Origin of the sequence: Sphingobacterium puteale, assembly GCF_050986225.1 — a bacterium.
Lineage (GTDB): Bacteria > Bacteroidota > Bacteroidia > Sphingobacteriales > Sphingobacteriaceae > Sphingobacterium > Sphingobacterium puteale.
In genome coordinates, this window is record NZ_CP158959.1 from 2,419,038 (window position 1) to 2,435,960 (window position 16,923).

Sequence of the window (16,923 nt, forward strand, 5' to 3'; positions counted from 1 at the left end):
AAATTACTATGTTAAACAGGAGACACCTGAGGGTAAAAGTAGTGCAAACGCTTTATGCGTACAGTCTTACAGAAGACAAAGACATCAAAACATTTGAAAAAGCACTATTAAAAAATGTGGATGAGGTCTACGAGATGTATATCTGGACACTAAATCTATTGGATGAGGTATCCGATTATGTATTGATAGACGCAGAAGGCAGAGCCAACAAGTTTTTGCCGACTGAAAAAGACTTGTCCTTAACGACCAAGTTGAGTACAAATACTTTTATTGAGTCATTGAGACAAAATCCGCAATATGCCGAGGGAGTCAAAAAATATAAGATTTCATGGAGCTTTGACCCGGAGATCGTGCGTACGGTATTTTTGCAGTTAAAGGATTCTGAGGCTTATTTGGAATATTTGCAGCAGGAGGACCGTTCGATCGGTACGGAAAAAGATATCATTAAGCATATCTTTAAAAAGATCATTTTGAAATCACCGGTTATCGAGCAGGTTTTTGAGGAGAAATTTATCAACTGGCCTGTCGATAAAGAAGTGTTGCAAGCATTGATCGCGAAAACTTTTAAGAACTTCAGTTCGGAGGATCCACGTAAAAACAAGCTTGCTGAAATCACCCAAAACTGGAACGATGACAGCGATTATGTGATTGCCTTGTTGGGTAAGACAATCCGCAATACAAATGAGTATCAGAAACTGATCTCTGATAAGACAAAGAATTGGGAATCAGATCGTATTGCGCTGATGGATACCTTATTGATGCGCATGGCAATATGCGAATTGGTGAATTTTCCATCTATTCCTGTGAAAGTGACAATAAATGAGTATATTGAAATTTCAAAGGTATTCAGTACTTTGAAAAGTAATACATTTATTAATGGTATCTTAGATAAAATATTAAGCGACTTGAACCAACAGGGAAGAATCCAGAAGGCAGGTCGTGGTTTAAGGGATTAAAGATCAATCAACAAATGAAAAACTTTAGTAAATATTCAGTCTTAGCTTTGGCATCGGCCCTTTTCTTTTCTTGTGGAAATGCACAAAAAGGACAAGCAGAAACGGCTAACACAGGAACTGAGGCGGTAGCCACAGACAGTCTTTCTAAAGCTGCTGCGCAATTGGGTAAAGTAGAATTTGCTGAATCGGCTTTCGATTTTGGCCAGATCAAAGAAGGTGCAGAAGTAAAGCACACGTTCGTATTGAAGAATACGGGTGATGCGCCGGTTATTTTGTCCAAAGTGACGGCTTCATGTGGCTGTACACAACCTGAGTTTTCAAAAAGTCCTATTTTACCGGGAGGAACATCGGATATCCAGGTGACTTTCAAGAGTGAGGGACAGGTGGGTAAGCAGCAAAAGATTATCACGGTCCAATCGAATGCTTCCAATAGTATGACGACCGTCCAGTTAAAGGGTGAAGTATTAGCGAAATAACACATTATTAAACGATATAATAACAGATGAATACAGTATTATTACAAGCAGCAGGTGGCAGTAACATGATGAGTTTTTTACCAATGGTTTTGATCATTGTGGTATTTTATTTCTTCATGATCAGACCACAGATGAAGAAGCAAAAAGACCATAAGAAATATATTGAAGAATTGGGCGTAAACGCTAAAGTTGTTACTACTGCGGGCATCCACGGACGCATCGTAGAGGTATCTGACACTACTTTCTTGGTCGATGTAGGTTCAGGCGTAAGAATCCGTTTTGACAAGTCTGCCATTGCTTTAGATGCTTCAAAAGCTGCGAACGCAACTGAAAAAAGCGCTTCTTAAGCGTCTTTATCGAAAAAATAGCAAAGCCAGTCTCCAAAAGGGTCTGGCTTTATTTATTTAAAGGATTTTTTCCGATTGCAGCTTTTCGATTCCACCGTTGTACGGGAGCCTCTATGCTATCCTTCGTTTGTCGTGAGCCTTTAGACTGTCTACTTTATATAACTCCACAGTAAGTGGAATTTGAAAAGCCGCCATTCAGCGTATCCCATATGCAGACGTAAACGTGATAGTCACAGCTTTTTGTACTTATTTCATCAAATTGTAATGAACAGCTACCCTGATTTACCTCTGCAATGGAAGTTTTCAAATGAGATTCACCATATAAACCAATCAATGCCAGATTGATTTTGTAGAAGCTACCCTCATATTGCGCATCAGGTGTCCATTTGAGAGCGATTACACTACCGTGAAGGCTAACCTGACAGTTTGATAATGGCCTAAGCTGTCCTGCAAATACAACTAGCTTTTCAGGGTTAATGAAAGGATCATTCTCCGAATCCAGTTCCATGGCTTCCTTAAAAATATGGCGTTGGGCCAATTGGAACGCTCCTATGCGGCTTCCTTTTTCTGCCAAAAACTTGTAACCAAAGTCTAGTATCGGCCGATTGTCTCCGGCAAATCGTCCGGCAACTTTCTGTTTTTTTCTATTCAGGAGTTCTGACTCGCTTGGAGGGGAAGTGCGTTTTCTTTTCGGCCCGCGGACCACATTTTGACCATTTAACATATAAGCACTGACAGAGCCAAATTTTCCGGTAATTGGACCATTAGGCCCATTTTGTAAGATTGCCATAGTCTTTGTTTTTATTGTTTATAATTGCTGGTATCTAGCTTATTACCAAATTAATACCAAATTCGAAATTAAAAGTGAAGTAACACGATTTTTACAGTGTATTAATAAGGGGTTAATAGGGATCTATCCCTGTAATACCCCTGTTAACCCCCTGTAAACCCCCTGTATAAACCCTATTAATGGCGAATTTGGTAATAAGCAAATATTATCTTTGTACCTAGCATAATGAAGAGCATTACCATAGATACTATGACGTTAAAAACTGATTTCAGCTTTAGAATTTATCAACCGAGGTAAAATTGAAAGCGTTACTAGTGATAATAATTTTTTTGTAACTTAAAGGCTCGTGTCATCAATTATGAAAATAAATATTGACAGTCGGAATGAGGGGCTGAAAATATTGACGGTCCTTGTTGTATTGATGGTGTTTTCAAATCTATAACTACTGACATAGTGATGTCAATTCAGACAGTTAATTTTAAGCAAAAGAAACATCATGAACAATCTAAAACTGTTTGACGGACAACATTGTGAAACTACAGCTACTGGAACTTTACTGCGGCAGCTTGGAATTGAACTTTCTGAACCCATGCTTTTTGGACTCGGGGAGGGGCTTAGTTTTATCTATTGGAATATGAAAACAATGGATTTCCCTTTTTTGGGTGGACGTATCAAGACTGATCTGTTGACAAAGAATCTCTGTAAAAACCTCAATCTCGAGCTTTCTGTAAGGGAAACCACCTCAAAAACAAAGGCCTGGCAGCAGGTCAAACAGCTTTTGGATGAGGGGCAAATCGTTGGGCTCAAACTTGATGCCTACTACCTTGAGTATTTCTCTAATCCGTTCCATTTCGCTGGGCACTATGTTGCGATTTACGACTATGACGATCAAAGCGCTTTTTTGGTCGATACCAGGCAACAGGGGGGGAAGGTCAAAACCTCACTCGAAAGTCTGGCTTTGGCGAGAGCTGAGAAGGGGCCAATGGCATCGAATAACTTATACTATACAATACAGCGAATGAGTGAAAACTTTGACTTAAAAAAAGCTGTCATTACCGCTATTATCAACAATGCAAACGAATACCTGAATCCGCCCATCACAAATATTTCTTACAAGGGGATTTTGAAAACGGGTCAGGAGCTTATAAAATGGTTTAATAGAAGTAGGGATGTAGCCACGGAATTTAAAATGGCTGCCAATCTGATGGAAAAAGCCGGCACAGGCGGTGCACTGTTCCGAAATTTGTATCGCGATTTTCTAAAAGAAAGTTATGACCTGCTCCAGATTGAGCAACTCCATGAAGTACATCAAGAATTTATGGAAATCGCTTTGTTATGGAAATCCGTTTCAGACTTATTTCATCAAATCAGTGAGACAGCTCGGATTGAATACATACAGCAAGCTTCGGAAATACTCAAAATTCTAGCTGATAAAGAGAAAAAGGCGATGGAGCGGTTGGGGACCTTATATGAATGCCCAAATAATCATGTGTTTTCGTAAAGAAATAGTTTTTAACGAAGTTTAATACGATGTATAGTAGCAAAGAAAATGCCTCGCGGTCTTTTAGTGAATCTGAGATCGCTTTGTTGAAAGAAGGCCTTAGCCGTACATATTAAGAACAATTTGAAATGGCTACGCGCCTTTACAAAATTCAGCAAACGCTTAAAAAGGCTAAAATTTTACATAAACCCTTTCTTCAAAAATAGTCTATGGATTTGTCTGATGAAGAGATATTGAACTTTTTAAAGTTACTTAAGGGAAAGGTTGCTTCCAATCCAAGTTTTTATCCCACCAAGAACTGATTTTTACGCAAATTGATTAAGTTTGTAACATGGCAAACGCAGTTCGATTAAATAAGACCCAACGACGCAAGATCAACATCTTTGTGCGTTGTGTTGCAATTTCGTTGCTGGCTTGGTTGTTGTTTTCAATTTCCAACCAATATACGGTATCTGTCAAGGCTGCGATAGAATATGTCAATCTGCCCGAAAAACGAGCTTTTCACCCCCAACAATCGGATACGGTTAAAGTAAAGCTCGAGATGACGGGATGGCAATTCCTGTTTTCGAAAGCGGCACTGAAAACACCCAAAGTGCAGGTGGACCTCAGCTCGCTGAAAACAAAAGATTGGATCGTATTCTCTAATCAGCTGGGATTTATCAACCGCCAGTTTCCACATGAACAACGTGTGGTGTCGGTGAGCCCTGATACCTTGTTTTTCGATTTCTCAAAACAAACACAGCGCAAGGTTCCTGTAAAGCCATTGTCCAATATCTTATTTAAAAAGGGCTATGGTGTTATCGCTGATACTAAGGTCACCCCTGCATACGTGACCATAACAGGGCCATACGAAGATGTTTCTACCATTGAATATTGGGATACAGATACTGTTCGTGGGAAAGAAGTGGAAACTGATGTGCGCACAGTGGCCAATCTCGCACGCAATCAAAAGGGAAATATCAATGTTTATCCCACATCCGTGGAGGTACTGATGCCCGTAGGGGAGCTGACGGAGAAGGTTATCGAACTGCCTGTAAAGGTTGAAAATGGACAGCGTTATAGTTCCGTAAGGCCCAATCCCAGTAAAGTGGTGATCACGGTACTGATGTCGGTCAAGGATTATAACAATTATACATCCCGTGATTTTGAGGCGGTGGTGGATCTGGCAGACTGGGAAAAGAATGAGGTGCAATACCTGCCAATCCTGCTGACCAAGGTGCCGGATTACTGTAAGATTATCAGTGTCGTGCCGCAAAATGTGGACTTCTTTGTACGAAAATAGGGAATAAAAATGGGGATGAAAATAGGAATAACAGGCGGAATAGGTTCCGGAAAGACTTTTATCTGCAAGCTCTTTGAAGCTTTGGGGATACCAGTTTATAACGCGGATGAGGAAGCCAAAAGGTTGATGAATACCGATATACGGATCAAGGAAAAACTTATTGCGCAGTTTGGTGAGGCAACTTACAAGGATGGGCTGCTGGACCGGGCATTCCTGGCCGATATGGTCTTTTCGGATAAGGATAAACTGGAACTGTTAAATAGCATTGTACACCCGATTGTCATCCAGGAAGCGAAAGACTGGGCCGAGCGGCAGACTACACGTTATTCACTCAAAGAAGCTGCGCTCCTTTTTGAAAGTGGCTCATACAAAGAACTGGATTATACCATATTGGTTACTGCGCCAATGGATATTCGCATACAGCGTGTCATCGAGCGGGATGGCGCAACGGAACAACAGGTACGCGAACGTATTAACAAACAATTGTCTGACGAGGAAAAACTGCAGCTTGCGGACTTCGTCATCGTTAACGATGGAATCACTCCACTACTACCGCAAGTGTGGACATTGCATCAAAAATTTCTAAAATAAATATATGTCTATCATATTGTCTGACTTTCTGGTCAGAAAACCGGAAGGGTATTATTGCCGTTATGGCGACTTTTTTATCGATGCGGGTAGCCCCGTAACACATAATGTGGTATCTCATGCCCATGGCGACCACGCCAGTTCAGGACATGATTATGTCTATTGTACTAATGGAACGGCATTGTTTATGAGCTATCGTTATAAGCAGAACCGTAAGGATTCCTATCAGGTCAAATTGTTCAACGGCACTTTTAAAATCGGTCCGGTGGAAATTACCTTTTTAGCAGCTGGCCATATATTAGGATCGGCGCAAATCTTAATGGAATATCAGGGGGTACGCTATTTGTATACCGGCGACTACAAATTGCAGGCTGATGAGACCTGTGAACCTATCGAAGTGCAGCAGGCTGATGTATTGATTACCGAAAGTACTTTCGCAAATCCTGAAGTTATCCATCCGGATCCCATTCAGGAGATCAAGAAACTGGAGGGGCATGCGAGCAATATTCTATTGGGAACTTACGTGCTTGGTAAAGCGCAACGGGTGACGGATCTAATCAATAGGTACTGCCCAGAAAGAAGGGTATTGGTCCACAGTGGAATATTGCCTTATCATCGCCTATATGATGAGCATGGGTTTAAAAAAATGATCTATGAGCCTTATAACCGCAGAGAAATGAAACAGGGTGAACAGAATAAGGTTTATCTGGTGCCACCCATGACCTTCAACAGCTATTTTAGGGCTACAAAAGTATTGCGTGCCTTCGCCTCTGGATGGAAGCGGCTACAGGCACAGAATGATATCGAATTGTATATATCGGATCATGTGGACTGGAACGATATCTTGCATTATATTAAGCTTGTGGCTCCACGGGAGGTGTGGACATTGCATGGTGATGGCACGATACTCAAAAGCTATTTTGGCGAACAGTTAATTGTAAGAGATGTGCACTCAGCATAAAGGAGGGTATACCCTCCTTTATTATTTCATATTGATAATCTTGTCAACAACGTATACCGTATTGCCACGCCAGGGCAATACCCCATGATATTCTTTGTATTGAAGATCGAAATATTTACCGCTATTGAGCTCAAGCTGGCGAAATATAGAATCATCTTCAATAGAAAATTCGAATTGGTTGCTGGCAATTCCGCCAGTCTTGACACTACCAAATCCTTCCTGAATCAGCTTTCCCTCATAGGTCTTAAATATATTGCCTTTTTTGACAGCAAAATTTAGATAACCTGATTTTACGCCTTCACCAAAGACGTAATAGTATTTCCAGTAACCATAAGACCCAAAGCCTACTAACAAAAAGAGCAACAGAATAAATAGAAATTTCTTAAATCCTGATTTAGTCTTTTTTTGTTCCGGTAAATTTTCCATAATTTTTTACGCTAGTTTTTACTGTATTATTTTCTTTTCATTTTATTCAAATATGTTTTGGCGCAAAGCTGCCCATGTCCATCATACACAAGAACTCGGCCAATTATAGCGGGTTGAAAAGTATCATTGCTAATGAGAGCAGGGGCAGCATGAGGAGTGGTCAGCGCGGAGCGCATGATCTGCCTCTAAAGGGTGAAAAAGTACCGGCAATAATACCAGTGGGTCTGATTCAGAAATTAACTGCCTGAGAATTGGTTTGATGAACTAATTATGTTAGTATTTTGTCGTGGTTTATAGTGATTCTTGCTAATTTTTGTAAATTTGGATAATGGATTCACCCCAAACATACCGCAAAATTATCCATCTGGATATGGATGCTTTTTATGCATCTGTGGATCAGCGGGATTTTCCGGAATACCGGGGGAAGGCTATCGCGGTAGGTGGTTCGCCTGATGGGCGGGGGGTAGTGGCTACGGCCAGCTATGAAGCACGGAAATTTGGTGTCAAATCAGCCATGAGCTCCCGCAAAGCACTGCAGCTCTGTCCGGAGATCATATTTACACGGCCACGATTTGATGTGTATAAACAGGTTTCCTATCAGATCAGGGAAATCTTTCAGCGGTATACTGACTTGATTGAACCCTTGTCGCTGGATGAGGCCTTTCTGGATGTAACGATGGACAAACAGGGCATTGGTTCAGCCATTGACATCGCCAAAGCGATCAAATCTGCAATCAAAGAAGAGCTTAATCTGACTGTCTCCGCCGGGGTTTCGGTCAATAAATTTGTCGCCAAGATTGCCTCCGATATGGATAAACCCAATGGCTTGACATTTATAGGGCCTTCAAAGATTCTGAAATTTATGGAATCCTTACCGGTAGAGAAATTCTTTGGTGTAGGTAAGGTGACCGCCAAGAAAATGCACGAGCTGGGTTTATTTACAGGGATGGATCTCAAAAAACAGCGCGAAGACGATCTGGTGCGTTGGTTTGGTAAGACCGGGCATTTTTTTTACCGTATTGTTCGTGGCATAGACGACCGGCCGGTCACACCCAATCGGAGCAGTAAATCGGTCGGAATAGAGGATACATTCGACGCAGATATTGAAACTTTTGAGGAACTGAATGCCATTCTTCAGAGACTGAGTAAACAGCTTTGGGAGCGCATCGGAAAAAAGGAAATATCAGGCAGGACATTAACCCTGAAACTTAAGTATGCTGATTTCGTACAGTTGACACGAAGCCTTACACTGGATACAAGTTTTGATTCCGAAGAGAAAATCTATGCGACAGCTCATAGTCTGTTGAGTAAGATTGCTTTAGCCAATAAGGTGAGGCTGCTTGGAGTTTCAATTTCTAATTTCGTCGAAGAGACCGATTTTCCAAAAGAAGGTGTGCAGCTTGCTCTTTTTGAAAATTGTCGGTAGGCTGTAAAATCCTCCCCATTTCAAGAATGGTCATCTGATAGGTATCGGGTGAATAAGCTTGTTACAGGTAAAATCGTTGTTATTTATCGCAATTCTTTATCTTAGCTGAAATAATTAATAAACATATCCAAGAATTAATGAATACAGTATCAAGAGTGCTCTTAGGTGCATCTATTGTGTTTTTTGTGCATGATCTGACTTTTGCGCAGAAAAAATTGGATTTTGCGCAATCCTGGGGACAGAAACAATCTTTAACCGTGCGCACAAATCAATATCCAGGCTGGGCGGATGGGGCTGCTTATCTCGAAAATGACGTCAACGATAGCCGGCTCTATCAGGTCGATGTCAAATCGGGAAAGAGAAGTATCTATACTATTCCAGCAAAAGAGGGAACTGTGGTCTATGTTGAGAATAATGATATTTTTATCAGAAATGGCTCTGGAACAGCGAAAAAACTGACCAATTCACCCGAGATTGCCGAACAGAATCCAACCTTATCGCCAGATGGTCAATATGTGGCCTTCACACGCAGAAGTAACTTGTATAGTGTGGAAGTAAATACTGGAAAAGAAACACAATATACCAACGATGGTACTGATGTCATCTACAACGGCTGGTCTTCATGGGTTTACTACGAGGAAATTTTGGGTCGTTCGACAAATTATAAAGCTTTTTGGTGGTCTCCGGATAGCAAAAAAATCGCTTTTATGCGTTTTGATGATACCAAAGTACCCATGTTTCCGATATATTCATCCAAAGGACAGCATGGTTATCTCGAAGAGACCCGTTATCCGAAAGCGGGTGATCCGAATCCTGAAGTCAAAGTGGGTATCGTGCAGCTGAACGGTGGTAAGGTAACTTGGGCGGATTTCAATGAAAAGGATGATCAGTATTTCGGGCAGCCATATTGGGCTTTTGATAGTAAAAATATCATGGTGCAATGGATGAACAGGGATCAGAACAACCTGAAATTCTATCAGGTGGATCCAAATACTGGTTCGAAAAAAGAGATTTATGATGAACGTCAAGCTTCTTGGATCAACCTGGATCATGACGAGCGTATTACTTACCTTGCCGACAACAGATATTACATTTTAAAATCGGATAAAACGGGCTGGGCACATTATTACCTGTATAAGTTGGATGGCACTTTAGTAAATCCGATTACATCCGGCGATTGGCAGGTGACTGAAATCAAACGAGTAGACGAGAAAAATAAGGTGCTTTATTTTACTGCACGTAAAGAAAATTCAGCCCGTTTTGATCTGTACCGTGTAGATTACTCCGGTAAAAATCTCAAACGTTTGACCTTTGGTGAATATTCACATGATGTCAATGTATCGCCTGATGGCAAGTATTTTATCACCCGATATTCTAACGTGAGCACACCGGACCGTTTTGCTTTAGTGGACAATCAGGGTAAAGTGGTCCGTCAATTGGCAGATAGCAAAGCTGCGGACTTTAGTTCGTACACTTACGGTAAAACGGAGTATTTACATATTAAGTCGGATGACGGTCTATTTGATTTACCACTGACGATCACTTATCCTACGGATTTTGACAAATCGAAAACTTACCCTGTTGTTTTCAGTATCTATGGTGGTCCGGATGCGGGTACTGTGAAGGATACCTGGAAAGGCACGGGCAATCAGTATTGGGCGAATGAAGGTGTTATCCAGGTTTCGGCGGATCACAGGGCTTCTGGTCACTTCGGTAAACAGGGCGTAGCTTACATGCACCGTAATCTGGGACATTGGGAAATTATTGATTATTCTACTATCGTAAAATGGTTGAAATCTCAGTCTTGGGTAGCTAAAAACAAAGTATTGATCACAGGCCATAGCTACGGTGGTTATATGACCTGTCTGGCGATGACTAAAGCTGCTGATGTATTTGACTTTGGTATTGCTGGTGCTCCGGTAACGTCTTGGGAGTTGTACGATACCCATTATACCGAGCGTTGGATGGATACACCTCAAGATAATCCTGAAGGTTATAAAGCTGGGTCGGTCTTGACTTATGCAAACAATTACAAAGGCGTACTGCGTATCATGCATGGCGATATGGATGATAATGTCCATCTGCAGAATACAACGCAACTGGTTGATAAATTAACAGATAGAAGTGTACCTTTTGAATTGATGATCTATCCGGGCAGCCGTCATGGATTTGACCGTACAAAAAGTAAATATGACTTTAATGAGCGTGCACGTTTCTACTATCAATATCTATTGGAGAAACCTCTTCCAAAAGAGTTTAAGTAGATTGCTGGGTTCCGGTATTTGAGCCCGGAAAGTCTCAGGATATCTATGTGATTACAGAAAAACACGCGGTTCAGCTAAATCGCGTGTTTTTTTGTTTAGTTAGTTGATTCTGTTAAATAAGTGTTCCGGGATCTCCCATTTGATGGGGTTTACCTCTTTGACCGGATCGTAACTCAAAATCTCAGGGTATTCATTTCGCTCGAGCCTATCAACAATATTTTCCAAAATGGCCCTTATTTCCGGCCAATCTTCAGCATATAATGCCAAGGTCGAGTACCTTTCAAGCAGCCAATAAACCATAAGCGCAATTGCTTTGTCACAATATTTATGTCCGATTACACATTGATATACGTCGAATTCGCGATGTTTTAATAAGGCTGCAATGTTGTACAATTCAACAGTGCTGTCACTCCGGATGATCTGATTGATCAGATGTTCTCCAAACCAGCTATGTACTTCCTTTTCTTCTAAATAAACATAAGGTTCCTCTCCGTGACTTGCTTGCAAAACAACATTCGGTATTTTAGGAGCTTGTGCAATTTTTTCAGCGGGATCGTAGCTGATAGCTGTTTTGAGATAAAACTCTTTCTCAAAATTATTTATAACCGTTTTTATAATGCCAAAGTTTTCGTCAGTTCCTTTCCTTGTTTTCCAGCTTCGACGAATAGCTTCAAAAGGATAGTTATTCCAGAAGATCATAAGGGCGGTGGCCTCACTACAAAATGGGCTCTCAACGATCCATTGTTGGATGTAGAAAAAACATTGTGTCGCTAATTTATGAAGTTCATAGGGGGTGGATAACAACTGGAATTCTTCAAATTCCATGTGGCGATAAGGATCTTCTGTTTCCATTCTTGTTGGGTGTATCTTATAGTGATTTTGCTTTAACTTATTTTCGGCTGTTTGCTTGTTTCGGGCAACAGCATGATTTGGTAGATCACATCATCTCGCTGAAGCGATAAATGATTTTGTCAGGATCTTCTAAAATAGGAAAAAATCCTGGATATTAATTGAGAGCTCGGGCAGCCTAGAGTTTTTGTGAATAAGGGGGATGATGGCAATGGGAACGCAGGGACAGGCAATTAACATATGGTAGCTTTTATTGCCCTTATTAGGGAGAGATTTTACAGGGATGGAAAATAACTGAGCATACGAAGGCCAGTAAAAATACTTGGGTTGAATAGGATGTTAAAAAACTTAAAAAATGTCAATTTTATGGGGGTGTAAATTGTTGAAAATTAAAAATAATGGCATCTTTGTAAAAGTTTATTCAAAGAAAAAATGATTCAATTCCTAAAGGAAAGTACTTTTGCCGTAAATGAAGTTTTTAATAGGTCGTTGGAGCTCCTGAAAAAGCATTACTTTTCGGTTGCTGGCTTGTGTTTTTTACTGTTTGTAACCTCTGGTTTATCTAATTTTTTGGCCACGACGATCAGTGATTTTAATGTGGTGCTGAGTGGTTTTATGGCCTTCTTTTTTATGGTAATGTATTTTGGACTGAATCTTACTTTGTTTAAATATATCCTTAATCTCATAGATGGTAACGAGGATAAAAAATTGATCCATTGCATACCAAGTTCAAAAGAATTAGCTTATTTTTTCGGCGCAATGCTGAGTATCATGGTGATGTCTATTGCGTTATTGATGCTATTGGGGGCAGTGTCGCTTCCATTTTTATATTTATTTGAAAATGGTGAAAATCGCGCAGAAATCATGGGTAAATTCACCGTCTATGTGGTTTTTGTAGCTGCAATATTGACTTTTATTTTGATTATTCGTGTTGCATTTTACCCTTTCTTTATCATTGATAAACATGCGGGCACCTTTAAGTCACTACGCTTTAGTTTTGCGTTGACCAAAGGAAATGTATTCAAATTATTATTGATCCTGGCGGTATTTGCTTTTTTTCAATTATTGCAGATGTATTTTAATTATTTAGAATATTACATAATTTTTATTATTTTGAACATTGTGAGCTCATTCTTAGTGGTACCTTTGGCCTGTATTGTTGTCTCGGTTGCTTACCGGGAAATGATGTCGGACTACCACGGTGGAGAGGATCCGAAGATTTTGAATAATATATTTTAATAAAGAGAGAAGGTTTTGAGTAAAAAAGGAATTGCCATTTTAGGGGCAACGGGTAGTGTCGGTACACAAGCCTTGGATGTTATTAGAGCCTTTTCGGATAAGTTTGAGGCAGTTGTTCTGACTTGCGGCAGCAATGGCGAATTATTGATCAAACAAGCCTTAGAGTTTAAACCAAAATCGGTCGTTGTGACCGATCCGATCCAATACAAAAAAGTTAAAGAAGCCTTAGCATCTCAGGAGACAGCTGTATTATACGGTGAAGAGGGCCTGATCGAAGCGGTACAATATGCCGAAATCGCTATTGTTTTAAATGCGATTGTTGGTTCTGCAGGATTAAAACCTACGGTAACGGCCATCCGATCTGGGAAAGATATTGCCCTGGCCAATAAGGAGACCCTTGTGGTCGCAGGGGAGCTGATCATGGCCCTGGTCAAAGAATATGGTGTCCATATGTTGCCTGTAGATTCCGAACATTCGGCAATCTTTCAATGTCTGGTCGGTGAGGAGCAAAACCCCATTGAAAAAATTTATGTGACGGCATCTGGTGGTCCTTTTCGTGGAAGAAATCGGGACGAGCTGCTGCAGGTAACGAAAGCACAGGCCTTAAAACATCCCAATTGGTCTATGGGAGCAAAAATTACGATAGATTCCGCTTCATTGATGAATAAGGGATTGGAAGTAATCGAAGCAAAATGGCTTTTCGATCTTGCCATTGATCAGGTGGATGTTATCGTACATCCTCAGTCAATCGTGCACTCCCTGGTCCAATTCAAAGATGGTTCCATGAAAGCACAAATGGGGGTACCGGATATGAAGTTGCCTATTCAATACGCATTGACTTATCCTGCCCGATTTGAAAATAATTTCGAACGGTTCAATTTTATGGACTATCCAACGCTTCATTTTGAAAAAGCGGACATGGAAACGTTTCGTAACTTGGCACTGGCTTACGCAACTCTTCGTGCCGGCGGAAATAAATCCTGTATACTGAACGCCGCTAATGAGGTCGTTGTAGGCGCTTTTTTAGACGATAAAATTGGTTTTCTGGAAATGAGCGATGTAATCGAACGTACCTTGGATAAAGTGGAATTTATAGCCAATCCGACACTTGAAGACTATTTGGAAACTGATCGGTTGGCGCGGTTAATAACAAAAGAAATAATCAAAGATTAAATATAGAAAGCATACATGGGTGTTTTAATTATGGTCGGACAAGTGATTTTAGGCTTGTCAATTTTAATCGTTCTACATGAGTTAGGACATTTTTTAGCAGCACGTGCATTTGGCATTAAAGTGGAGAAATTCTATTTGTTCTTTGATGCATGGGGAGTGAAGTTGTTCAAATTCAATTATAAAGGCTGTGAGTATGGTATAGGCTGGTTGCCTTTGGGTGGCTATGTAAAAATTGCCGGTATGATTGACGAGTCAATGGATACAGAACAATTGAAGGGCGAGCCACAACCTTGGGAATTCCGCTCCAAACCGGCATGGCAACGTCTGATTGTGATGTTGGGCGGTATTATTGTCAATATTGTTGTAGGTGTTCTTGTCTTTTGGATGTTGACCTTCAAAATGGGCAATACAGATGTCAAAATGGATCAATTGGTAAATGGTATCGTACCGGGATCTATCGGTGAATCTATCGGTCTGAAGGCCGGTGATAAGGTAGTCGCAATAGATGGGCAACGCGTTGAAAATTACTCCGAGTTAATCAGTTCGAAAGTATTGATGGGGGGGGTGGCTCTCACGGTAGAACGTGATGGCGCGACAACAGAAATCAAGGTTCCGGCAGACCTATTGAATACCTTGTCCGATAAAAAGGGGGAAAAGTTTATTGAGCCTCGTTTTAAAACAACAAGTGTCGCACAGGTGGCTCCGGGATCGGTGGCAAGCAAAATGGGCTTCATTAAAGGAGATAGTATTGTTGCCCTAAATGAGACTCCGGTACCTTTCTTTGATCAATTTAGAACGTTAGTTAAAGCAAATATCAATAAGTCTGTTGTCATTAAAGTAATCCGTTCAGGAGCGGAGGTTTCTCTACAAGGAAATGTACCTGCGGATGCCATGTTAGGTATCAGTGTCAACCATGACAATTCGATTAAGTCGTTTACAACGCATTATACCCTTATGGAGGCTTTTCCGATCGGTGCTAAGAAAGCATTTACAGTGATTACAGATAATGCCAAAGGATTCGGTAAAATTTTCAAAGGCGAAGTCCGTGCTGATAAAGCACTGTCCGGGCCTATCGGTATTGCCACATTGTTTGGTACCGAAGTGGACTGGATCCGTTTCTGGTCTTTGGTCGGGATGCTTTCAATGGCTCTTGCATTTATGAATTTATTGCCTATTCCGGCATTGGATGGTGGTCACGTGCTGTTTTTACTGATCGAAATGATACAGGGGAAACCACTGAGTGAAAAATTTCTTGAAAAAGCACAAATGGTCGGATTCTTTATTCTTTTGGGCCTGATGGTGTTCATTTTCGGAAATGATATTTTTAAGTTGTTCAAATAGATTAAAAGACGTGTAGCTGTGATGGAACACCATCATTAAGATGGTATTCCGAGCGATTTCGTTGTAATAAGCCAAGATACATTAGTCGCTGACGTATATTGCTGAAAATAAAAAATATAGGCCATGATGATCACTTCGAGGCCCCCCGGCTTATATAGGGGAGGAAAAAAAATAAATAATTCAACAAAAATAGGGGAGTTTTCTTTTGGAAAACTCCTTTTTTATTTCTTACATTTGACCATGGACGGAAGAAATAGAGCGGACGTAAAACCAGGAATGCTGGTCAATATTATTTTGAAAAAAGACCAACGCAGCGGCAATCTCACAGAAGGCATTGTAAAGGATTTACTGACATCCTCATCTTATCATTCAAGAGGGATAAAAGTAAGACTGACGGACGGCCAGGTGGGGCGAGTGGCTGAAATTATAGCGGATGACTTTTAATGGTATCATGTTGTCGTGAAATTAAATCTTCGACTAATCCAAATGAGTTAGACTTATTGTCTAATCAACATTTTACTACCTAATGATGTTCTTATTATTCGAGCTAATTGAATTTAATGGAAGAGCTGTTGTGCACTTTTTTTATAAGATTTGCATATTAACATAATTTTTACTAACTTCTTACCAAATTTTTTATTTTTATCACATATTTATAGAATTTTATTATATTAATTAGTTGAATGACATCTTTTTCGAATGGATACCAAAAGCAAATGTAAGATTGTCTACGCAGATGATGCGATGATCCATCATGTCATGATGAAGGCAATGGCCCAATCCCATTCATTGGAAATAATTTATTGCGCTGCTAATGGTAGAGATCTGATCGAGTATTTGACTGAACATAAAAACGCGCTCCCTGAGGTATGTATATTGGATCTGCACATGCCCATCTTAAATGGAATTGAAACTGCGAAGATAGTCAGGGAAAAGTTCCCCACCATTCGTATTTTTGGCCTTACTTCGAGCAGTGATGAGAGTGAACGCCTTGAAATGCTGGCGGGGGGAGCGGAGCAGATCTTTTCGAAGGAGGAGATGTCCGTATTGTTGAAGCAACTTAGCTAAAAAATAAAAAGCCTAACATTCGTTAGGCTTTTTCGCTATTTTCCAGTGCTTCTTTAAACTTTAAGAGCCTGACCCATGAAGGGCATTTGCTCAGGTCTTTTTTCCATAATCCAACATGGATAAAACTTGTGCTGATAAATCGCTCCACATCAAATACTTGCATATCTTGTTGTATTTCCAGTGATTTGGGCAAGTCCCGCGACCGAAAATATTCTTGTAATTCCTCTGGTGTCATG

Annotated in this window: 18 protein-coding genes; 14 read left to right on the top strand and 4 right to left on the bottom strand. The window is 40.5% G+C overall.

The window, feature by feature from the left end:
• Window positions 1–8: 8 nt before the first annotated feature.
• From nusB to yajC, 3 genes are read left to right on the top strand one after another with little or no spacing between them, the layout of a single operon-like run.
• Window positions 9–956 carry a transcription antitermination factor NusB gene (gene nusB, locus ABTV71_RS10090; protein ID WP_108632211.1) on the top strand — a complete coding sequence of 316 codons (948 nt, stop codon included), beginning with the start codon at window positions 9–11 and terminating at the stop codon, window positions 954–956.
• A gap of 14 nt (window positions 957–970) precedes the next feature.
• The gene (locus ABTV71_RS10095; protein WP_433903090.1) at window positions 971–1,432 is read left to right on the top strand and encodes a DUF1573 domain-containing protein; all 462 of its coding nucleotides are present in this window, start codon (window positions 971–973) and stop codon (window positions 1,430–1,432) included.
• 26 nt (window positions 1,433–1,458) lie between these two features.
• The gene (gene yajC / locus ABTV71_RS10100) at window positions 1,459–1,779 is read left to right on the top strand and encodes a preprotein translocase subunit YajC (protein ID WP_121121602.1); all 321 of its coding nucleotides are present in this window, start codon (window positions 1,459–1,461) and stop codon (window positions 1,777–1,779) included.
• 154 nt (window positions 1,780–1,933) lie between these two features.
• Here the strand turns inward: yajC and ABTV71_RS10105 are convergent, their stop codons facing one another.
• Window positions 1,934–2,569, bottom strand: coding sequence for a hypothetical protein (locus ABTV71_RS10105; protein ID WP_433903091.1), 636 nt, complete (start codon window positions 2,567–2,569; stop codon window positions 1,934–1,936).
• 496 nt (window positions 2,570–3,065) lie between these two features.
• Between ABTV71_RS10105 and ABTV71_RS10110 the strand changes: the two genes are divergently transcribed.
• From ABTV71_RS10110 to ABTV71_RS10125, 4 genes are all read left to right on the top strand, one after another.
• A complete protein-coding gene (locus tag ABTV71_RS10110; RefSeq protein ID WP_433903092.1) occupies window positions 3,066–4,070 on the top strand; it encodes a BtrH N-terminal domain-containing protein in 1,005 nt (334 codons plus the stop codon).
• Between the two features lie 331 nt (window positions 4,071–4,401).
• Window positions 4,402–5,352, top strand: a complete 951-nt coding sequence (locus ABTV71_RS10115) for a CdaR family protein (protein ID WP_121121607.1) — start codon at window positions 4,402–4,404, stop codon at window positions 5,350–5,352.
• A gap of 15 nt (window positions 5,353–5,367) precedes the next feature.
• The gene (gene coaE / locus ABTV71_RS10120; RefSeq protein WP_433903093.1) at window positions 5,368–5,943 is read left to right on the top strand and encodes a dephospho-CoA kinase; all 576 of its coding nucleotides are present in this window, start codon (window positions 5,368–5,370) and stop codon (window positions 5,941–5,943) included.
• A gap of 4 nt (window positions 5,944–5,947) precedes the next feature.
• Window positions 5,948–6,901 carry an exonuclease gene (locus ABTV71_RS10125; protein WP_433903094.1) on the top strand — a complete coding sequence of 318 codons (954 nt, stop codon included), beginning with the start codon at window positions 5,948–5,950 and terminating at the stop codon, window positions 6,899–6,901.
• 21 nt (window positions 6,902–6,922) lie between these two features.
• On the opposite strand, the gene ABTV71_RS10130 is transcribed toward ABTV71_RS10125, so the two are convergent.
• Window positions 6,923–7,327, bottom strand: a complete 405-nt coding sequence (locus ABTV71_RS10130) for a hypothetical protein (protein ID WP_121121613.1) — start codon at window positions 7,325–7,327, stop codon at window positions 6,923–6,925.
• A gap of 328 nt (window positions 7,328–7,655) precedes the next feature.
• On the opposite strand from ABTV71_RS10130, the gene dinB reads away from it, so the two are divergent.
• Window positions 7,656–8,753, top strand: coding sequence for a DNA polymerase IV (gene dinB / locus ABTV71_RS10135; protein WP_433903095.1), 1,098 nt, complete (start codon window positions 7,656–7,658; stop codon window positions 8,751–8,753).
• Between the two features lie 137 nt (window positions 8,754–8,890).
• Window positions 8,891–11,017: a DPP IV N-terminal domain-containing protein gene (locus ABTV71_RS10140; RefSeq protein WP_433903096.1), complete on the top strand. Its 2,127-nt coding sequence runs from the start codon at window positions 8,891–8,893 to the stop codon at window positions 11,015–11,017.
• 99 nt (window positions 11,018–11,116) lie between these two features.
• Here the strand turns inward: ABTV71_RS10140 and ABTV71_RS10145 are convergent, their stop codons facing one another.
• Window positions 11,117–11,869: a hypothetical protein gene (locus ABTV71_RS10145; RefSeq protein ID WP_433903097.1), complete on the bottom strand. Its 753-nt coding sequence runs from the start codon at window positions 11,867–11,869 to the stop codon at window positions 11,117–11,119.
• A 429-nt stretch (window positions 11,870–12,298) separates the two neighbouring features.
• Between ABTV71_RS10145 and ABTV71_RS10150 the strand changes: the two genes are divergently transcribed.
• From ABTV71_RS10150 to ABTV71_RS10170, 5 genes are all read left to right on the top strand, one after another.
• Entirely contained in the window at window positions 12,299–13,105 is an 807-nt protein-coding gene (locus ABTV71_RS10150) for a beta-carotene 15,15'-monooxygenase (protein ID WP_433903098.1), read from the top strand.
• A gap of 15 nt (window positions 13,106–13,120) precedes the next feature.
• Window positions 13,121–14,278, top strand: coding sequence for a 1-deoxy-D-xylulose-5-phosphate reductoisomerase (locus tag ABTV71_RS10155; protein ID WP_433903099.1), 1,158 nt, complete (start codon window positions 13,121–13,123; stop codon window positions 14,276–14,278).
• A gap of 15 nt (window positions 14,279–14,293) precedes the next feature.
• A complete protein-coding gene (rseP, locus tag ABTV71_RS10160) occupies window positions 14,294–15,619 on the top strand; it encodes an RIP metalloprotease RseP (RefSeq protein WP_433903100.1) in 1,326 nt (441 codons plus the stop codon).
• Window positions 15,620–15,859: 240 nt separating this feature from the next.
• Window positions 15,860–16,063, top strand: a complete 204-nt coding sequence (locus ABTV71_RS10165) for a YwbE family protein (protein ID WP_121122101.1) — start codon at window positions 15,860–15,862, stop codon at window positions 16,061–16,063.
• A gap of 255 nt (window positions 16,064–16,318) precedes the next feature.
• Entirely contained in the window at window positions 16,319–16,687 is a 369-nt protein-coding gene (locus ABTV71_RS10170; protein ID WP_121121626.1) for a response regulator, read from the top strand.
• A 22-nt stretch (window positions 16,688–16,709) separates the two neighbouring features.
• Here the strand turns inward: ABTV71_RS10170 and ABTV71_RS10175 are convergent, their stop codons facing one another.
• The gene (locus ABTV71_RS10175; RefSeq protein WP_121121628.1) at window positions 16,710–16,922 is read right to left on the bottom strand and encodes a DUF6965 family protein; all 213 of its coding nucleotides are present in this window, start codon (window positions 16,920–16,922) and stop codon (window positions 16,710–16,712) included.
• Between the last annotated feature and the right edge of the window lies 1 nt (window position 16,923).

Excerpts from the sequence above, each read along its gene's own strand:
- nusB (WP_108632211.1), top strand. The coding sequence starts at position 9 with ATGTTAAACAGGAGACACCTGAGGGTAAAAGTAGTGCAAACGCTTTAT.
- ABTV71_RS10095 (WP_433903090.1), top strand. The coding sequence starts at position 971 with ATGAAAAACTTTAGTAAATATTCAGTCTTAGCTTTGGCATCGGCCCTT.
- yajC (WP_121121602.1), top strand. The coding sequence starts at position 1,459 with ATGAATACAGTATTATTACAAGCAGCAGGTGGCAGTAACATGATGAGT.
- ABTV71_RS10105 (WP_433903091.1), bottom strand. The coding sequence starts at position 2,569 with ATGGCAATCTTACAAAATGGGCCTAATGGTCCAATTACCGGAAAATTT.
- ABTV71_RS10110 (WP_433903092.1), top strand. The coding sequence starts at position 3,066 with ATGAACAATCTAAAACTGTTTGACGGACAACATTGTGAAACTACAGCT.
- ABTV71_RS10115 (WP_121121607.1), top strand. The coding sequence starts at position 4,402 with ATGGCAAACGCAGTTCGATTAAATAAGACCCAACGACGCAAGATCAAC.
- coaE (WP_433903093.1), top strand. The coding sequence starts at position 5,368 with ATGAAAATAGGAATAACAGGCGGAATAGGTTCCGGAAAGACTTTTATC.
- ABTV71_RS10125 (WP_433903094.1), top strand. The coding sequence starts at position 5,948 with ATGTCTATCATATTGTCTGACTTTCTGGTCAGAAAACCGGAAGGGTAT.
- ABTV71_RS10130 (WP_121121613.1), bottom strand. The coding sequence starts at position 7,327 with ATGGAAAATTTACCGGAACAAAAAAAGACTAAATCAGGATTTAAGAAA.
- dinB (WP_433903095.1), top strand. The coding sequence starts at position 7,656 with ATGGATTCACCCCAAACATACCGCAAAATTATCCATCTGGATATGGAT.
- ABTV71_RS10140 (WP_433903096.1), top strand. The coding sequence starts at position 8,891 with ATGAATACAGTATCAAGAGTGCTCTTAGGTGCATCTATTGTGTTTTTT.
- ABTV71_RS10145 (WP_433903097.1), bottom strand. The coding sequence starts at position 11,869 with ATGGAAACAGAAGATCCTTATCGCCACATGGAATTTGAAGAATTCCAG.
- ABTV71_RS10150 (WP_433903098.1), top strand. The coding sequence starts at position 12,299 with ATGATTCAATTCCTAAAGGAAAGTACTTTTGCCGTAAATGAAGTTTTT.
- rseP (WP_433903100.1), top strand. The coding sequence starts at position 14,294 with ATGGGTGTTTTAATTATGGTCGGACAAGTGATTTTAGGCTTGTCAATT.
- ABTV71_RS10165 (WP_121122101.1), top strand. The coding sequence starts at position 15,860 with ATGGACGGAAGAAATAGAGCGGACGTAAAACCAGGAATGCTGGTCAAT.
- ABTV71_RS10170 (WP_121121626.1), top strand. The coding sequence starts at position 16,319 with ATGGATACCAAAAGCAAATGTAAGATTGTCTACGCAGATGATGCGATG.
- ABTV71_RS10175 (WP_121121628.1), bottom strand. The coding sequence starts at position 16,922 with ATGACACCAGAGGAATTACAAGAATATTTTCGGTCGCGGGACTTGCCC.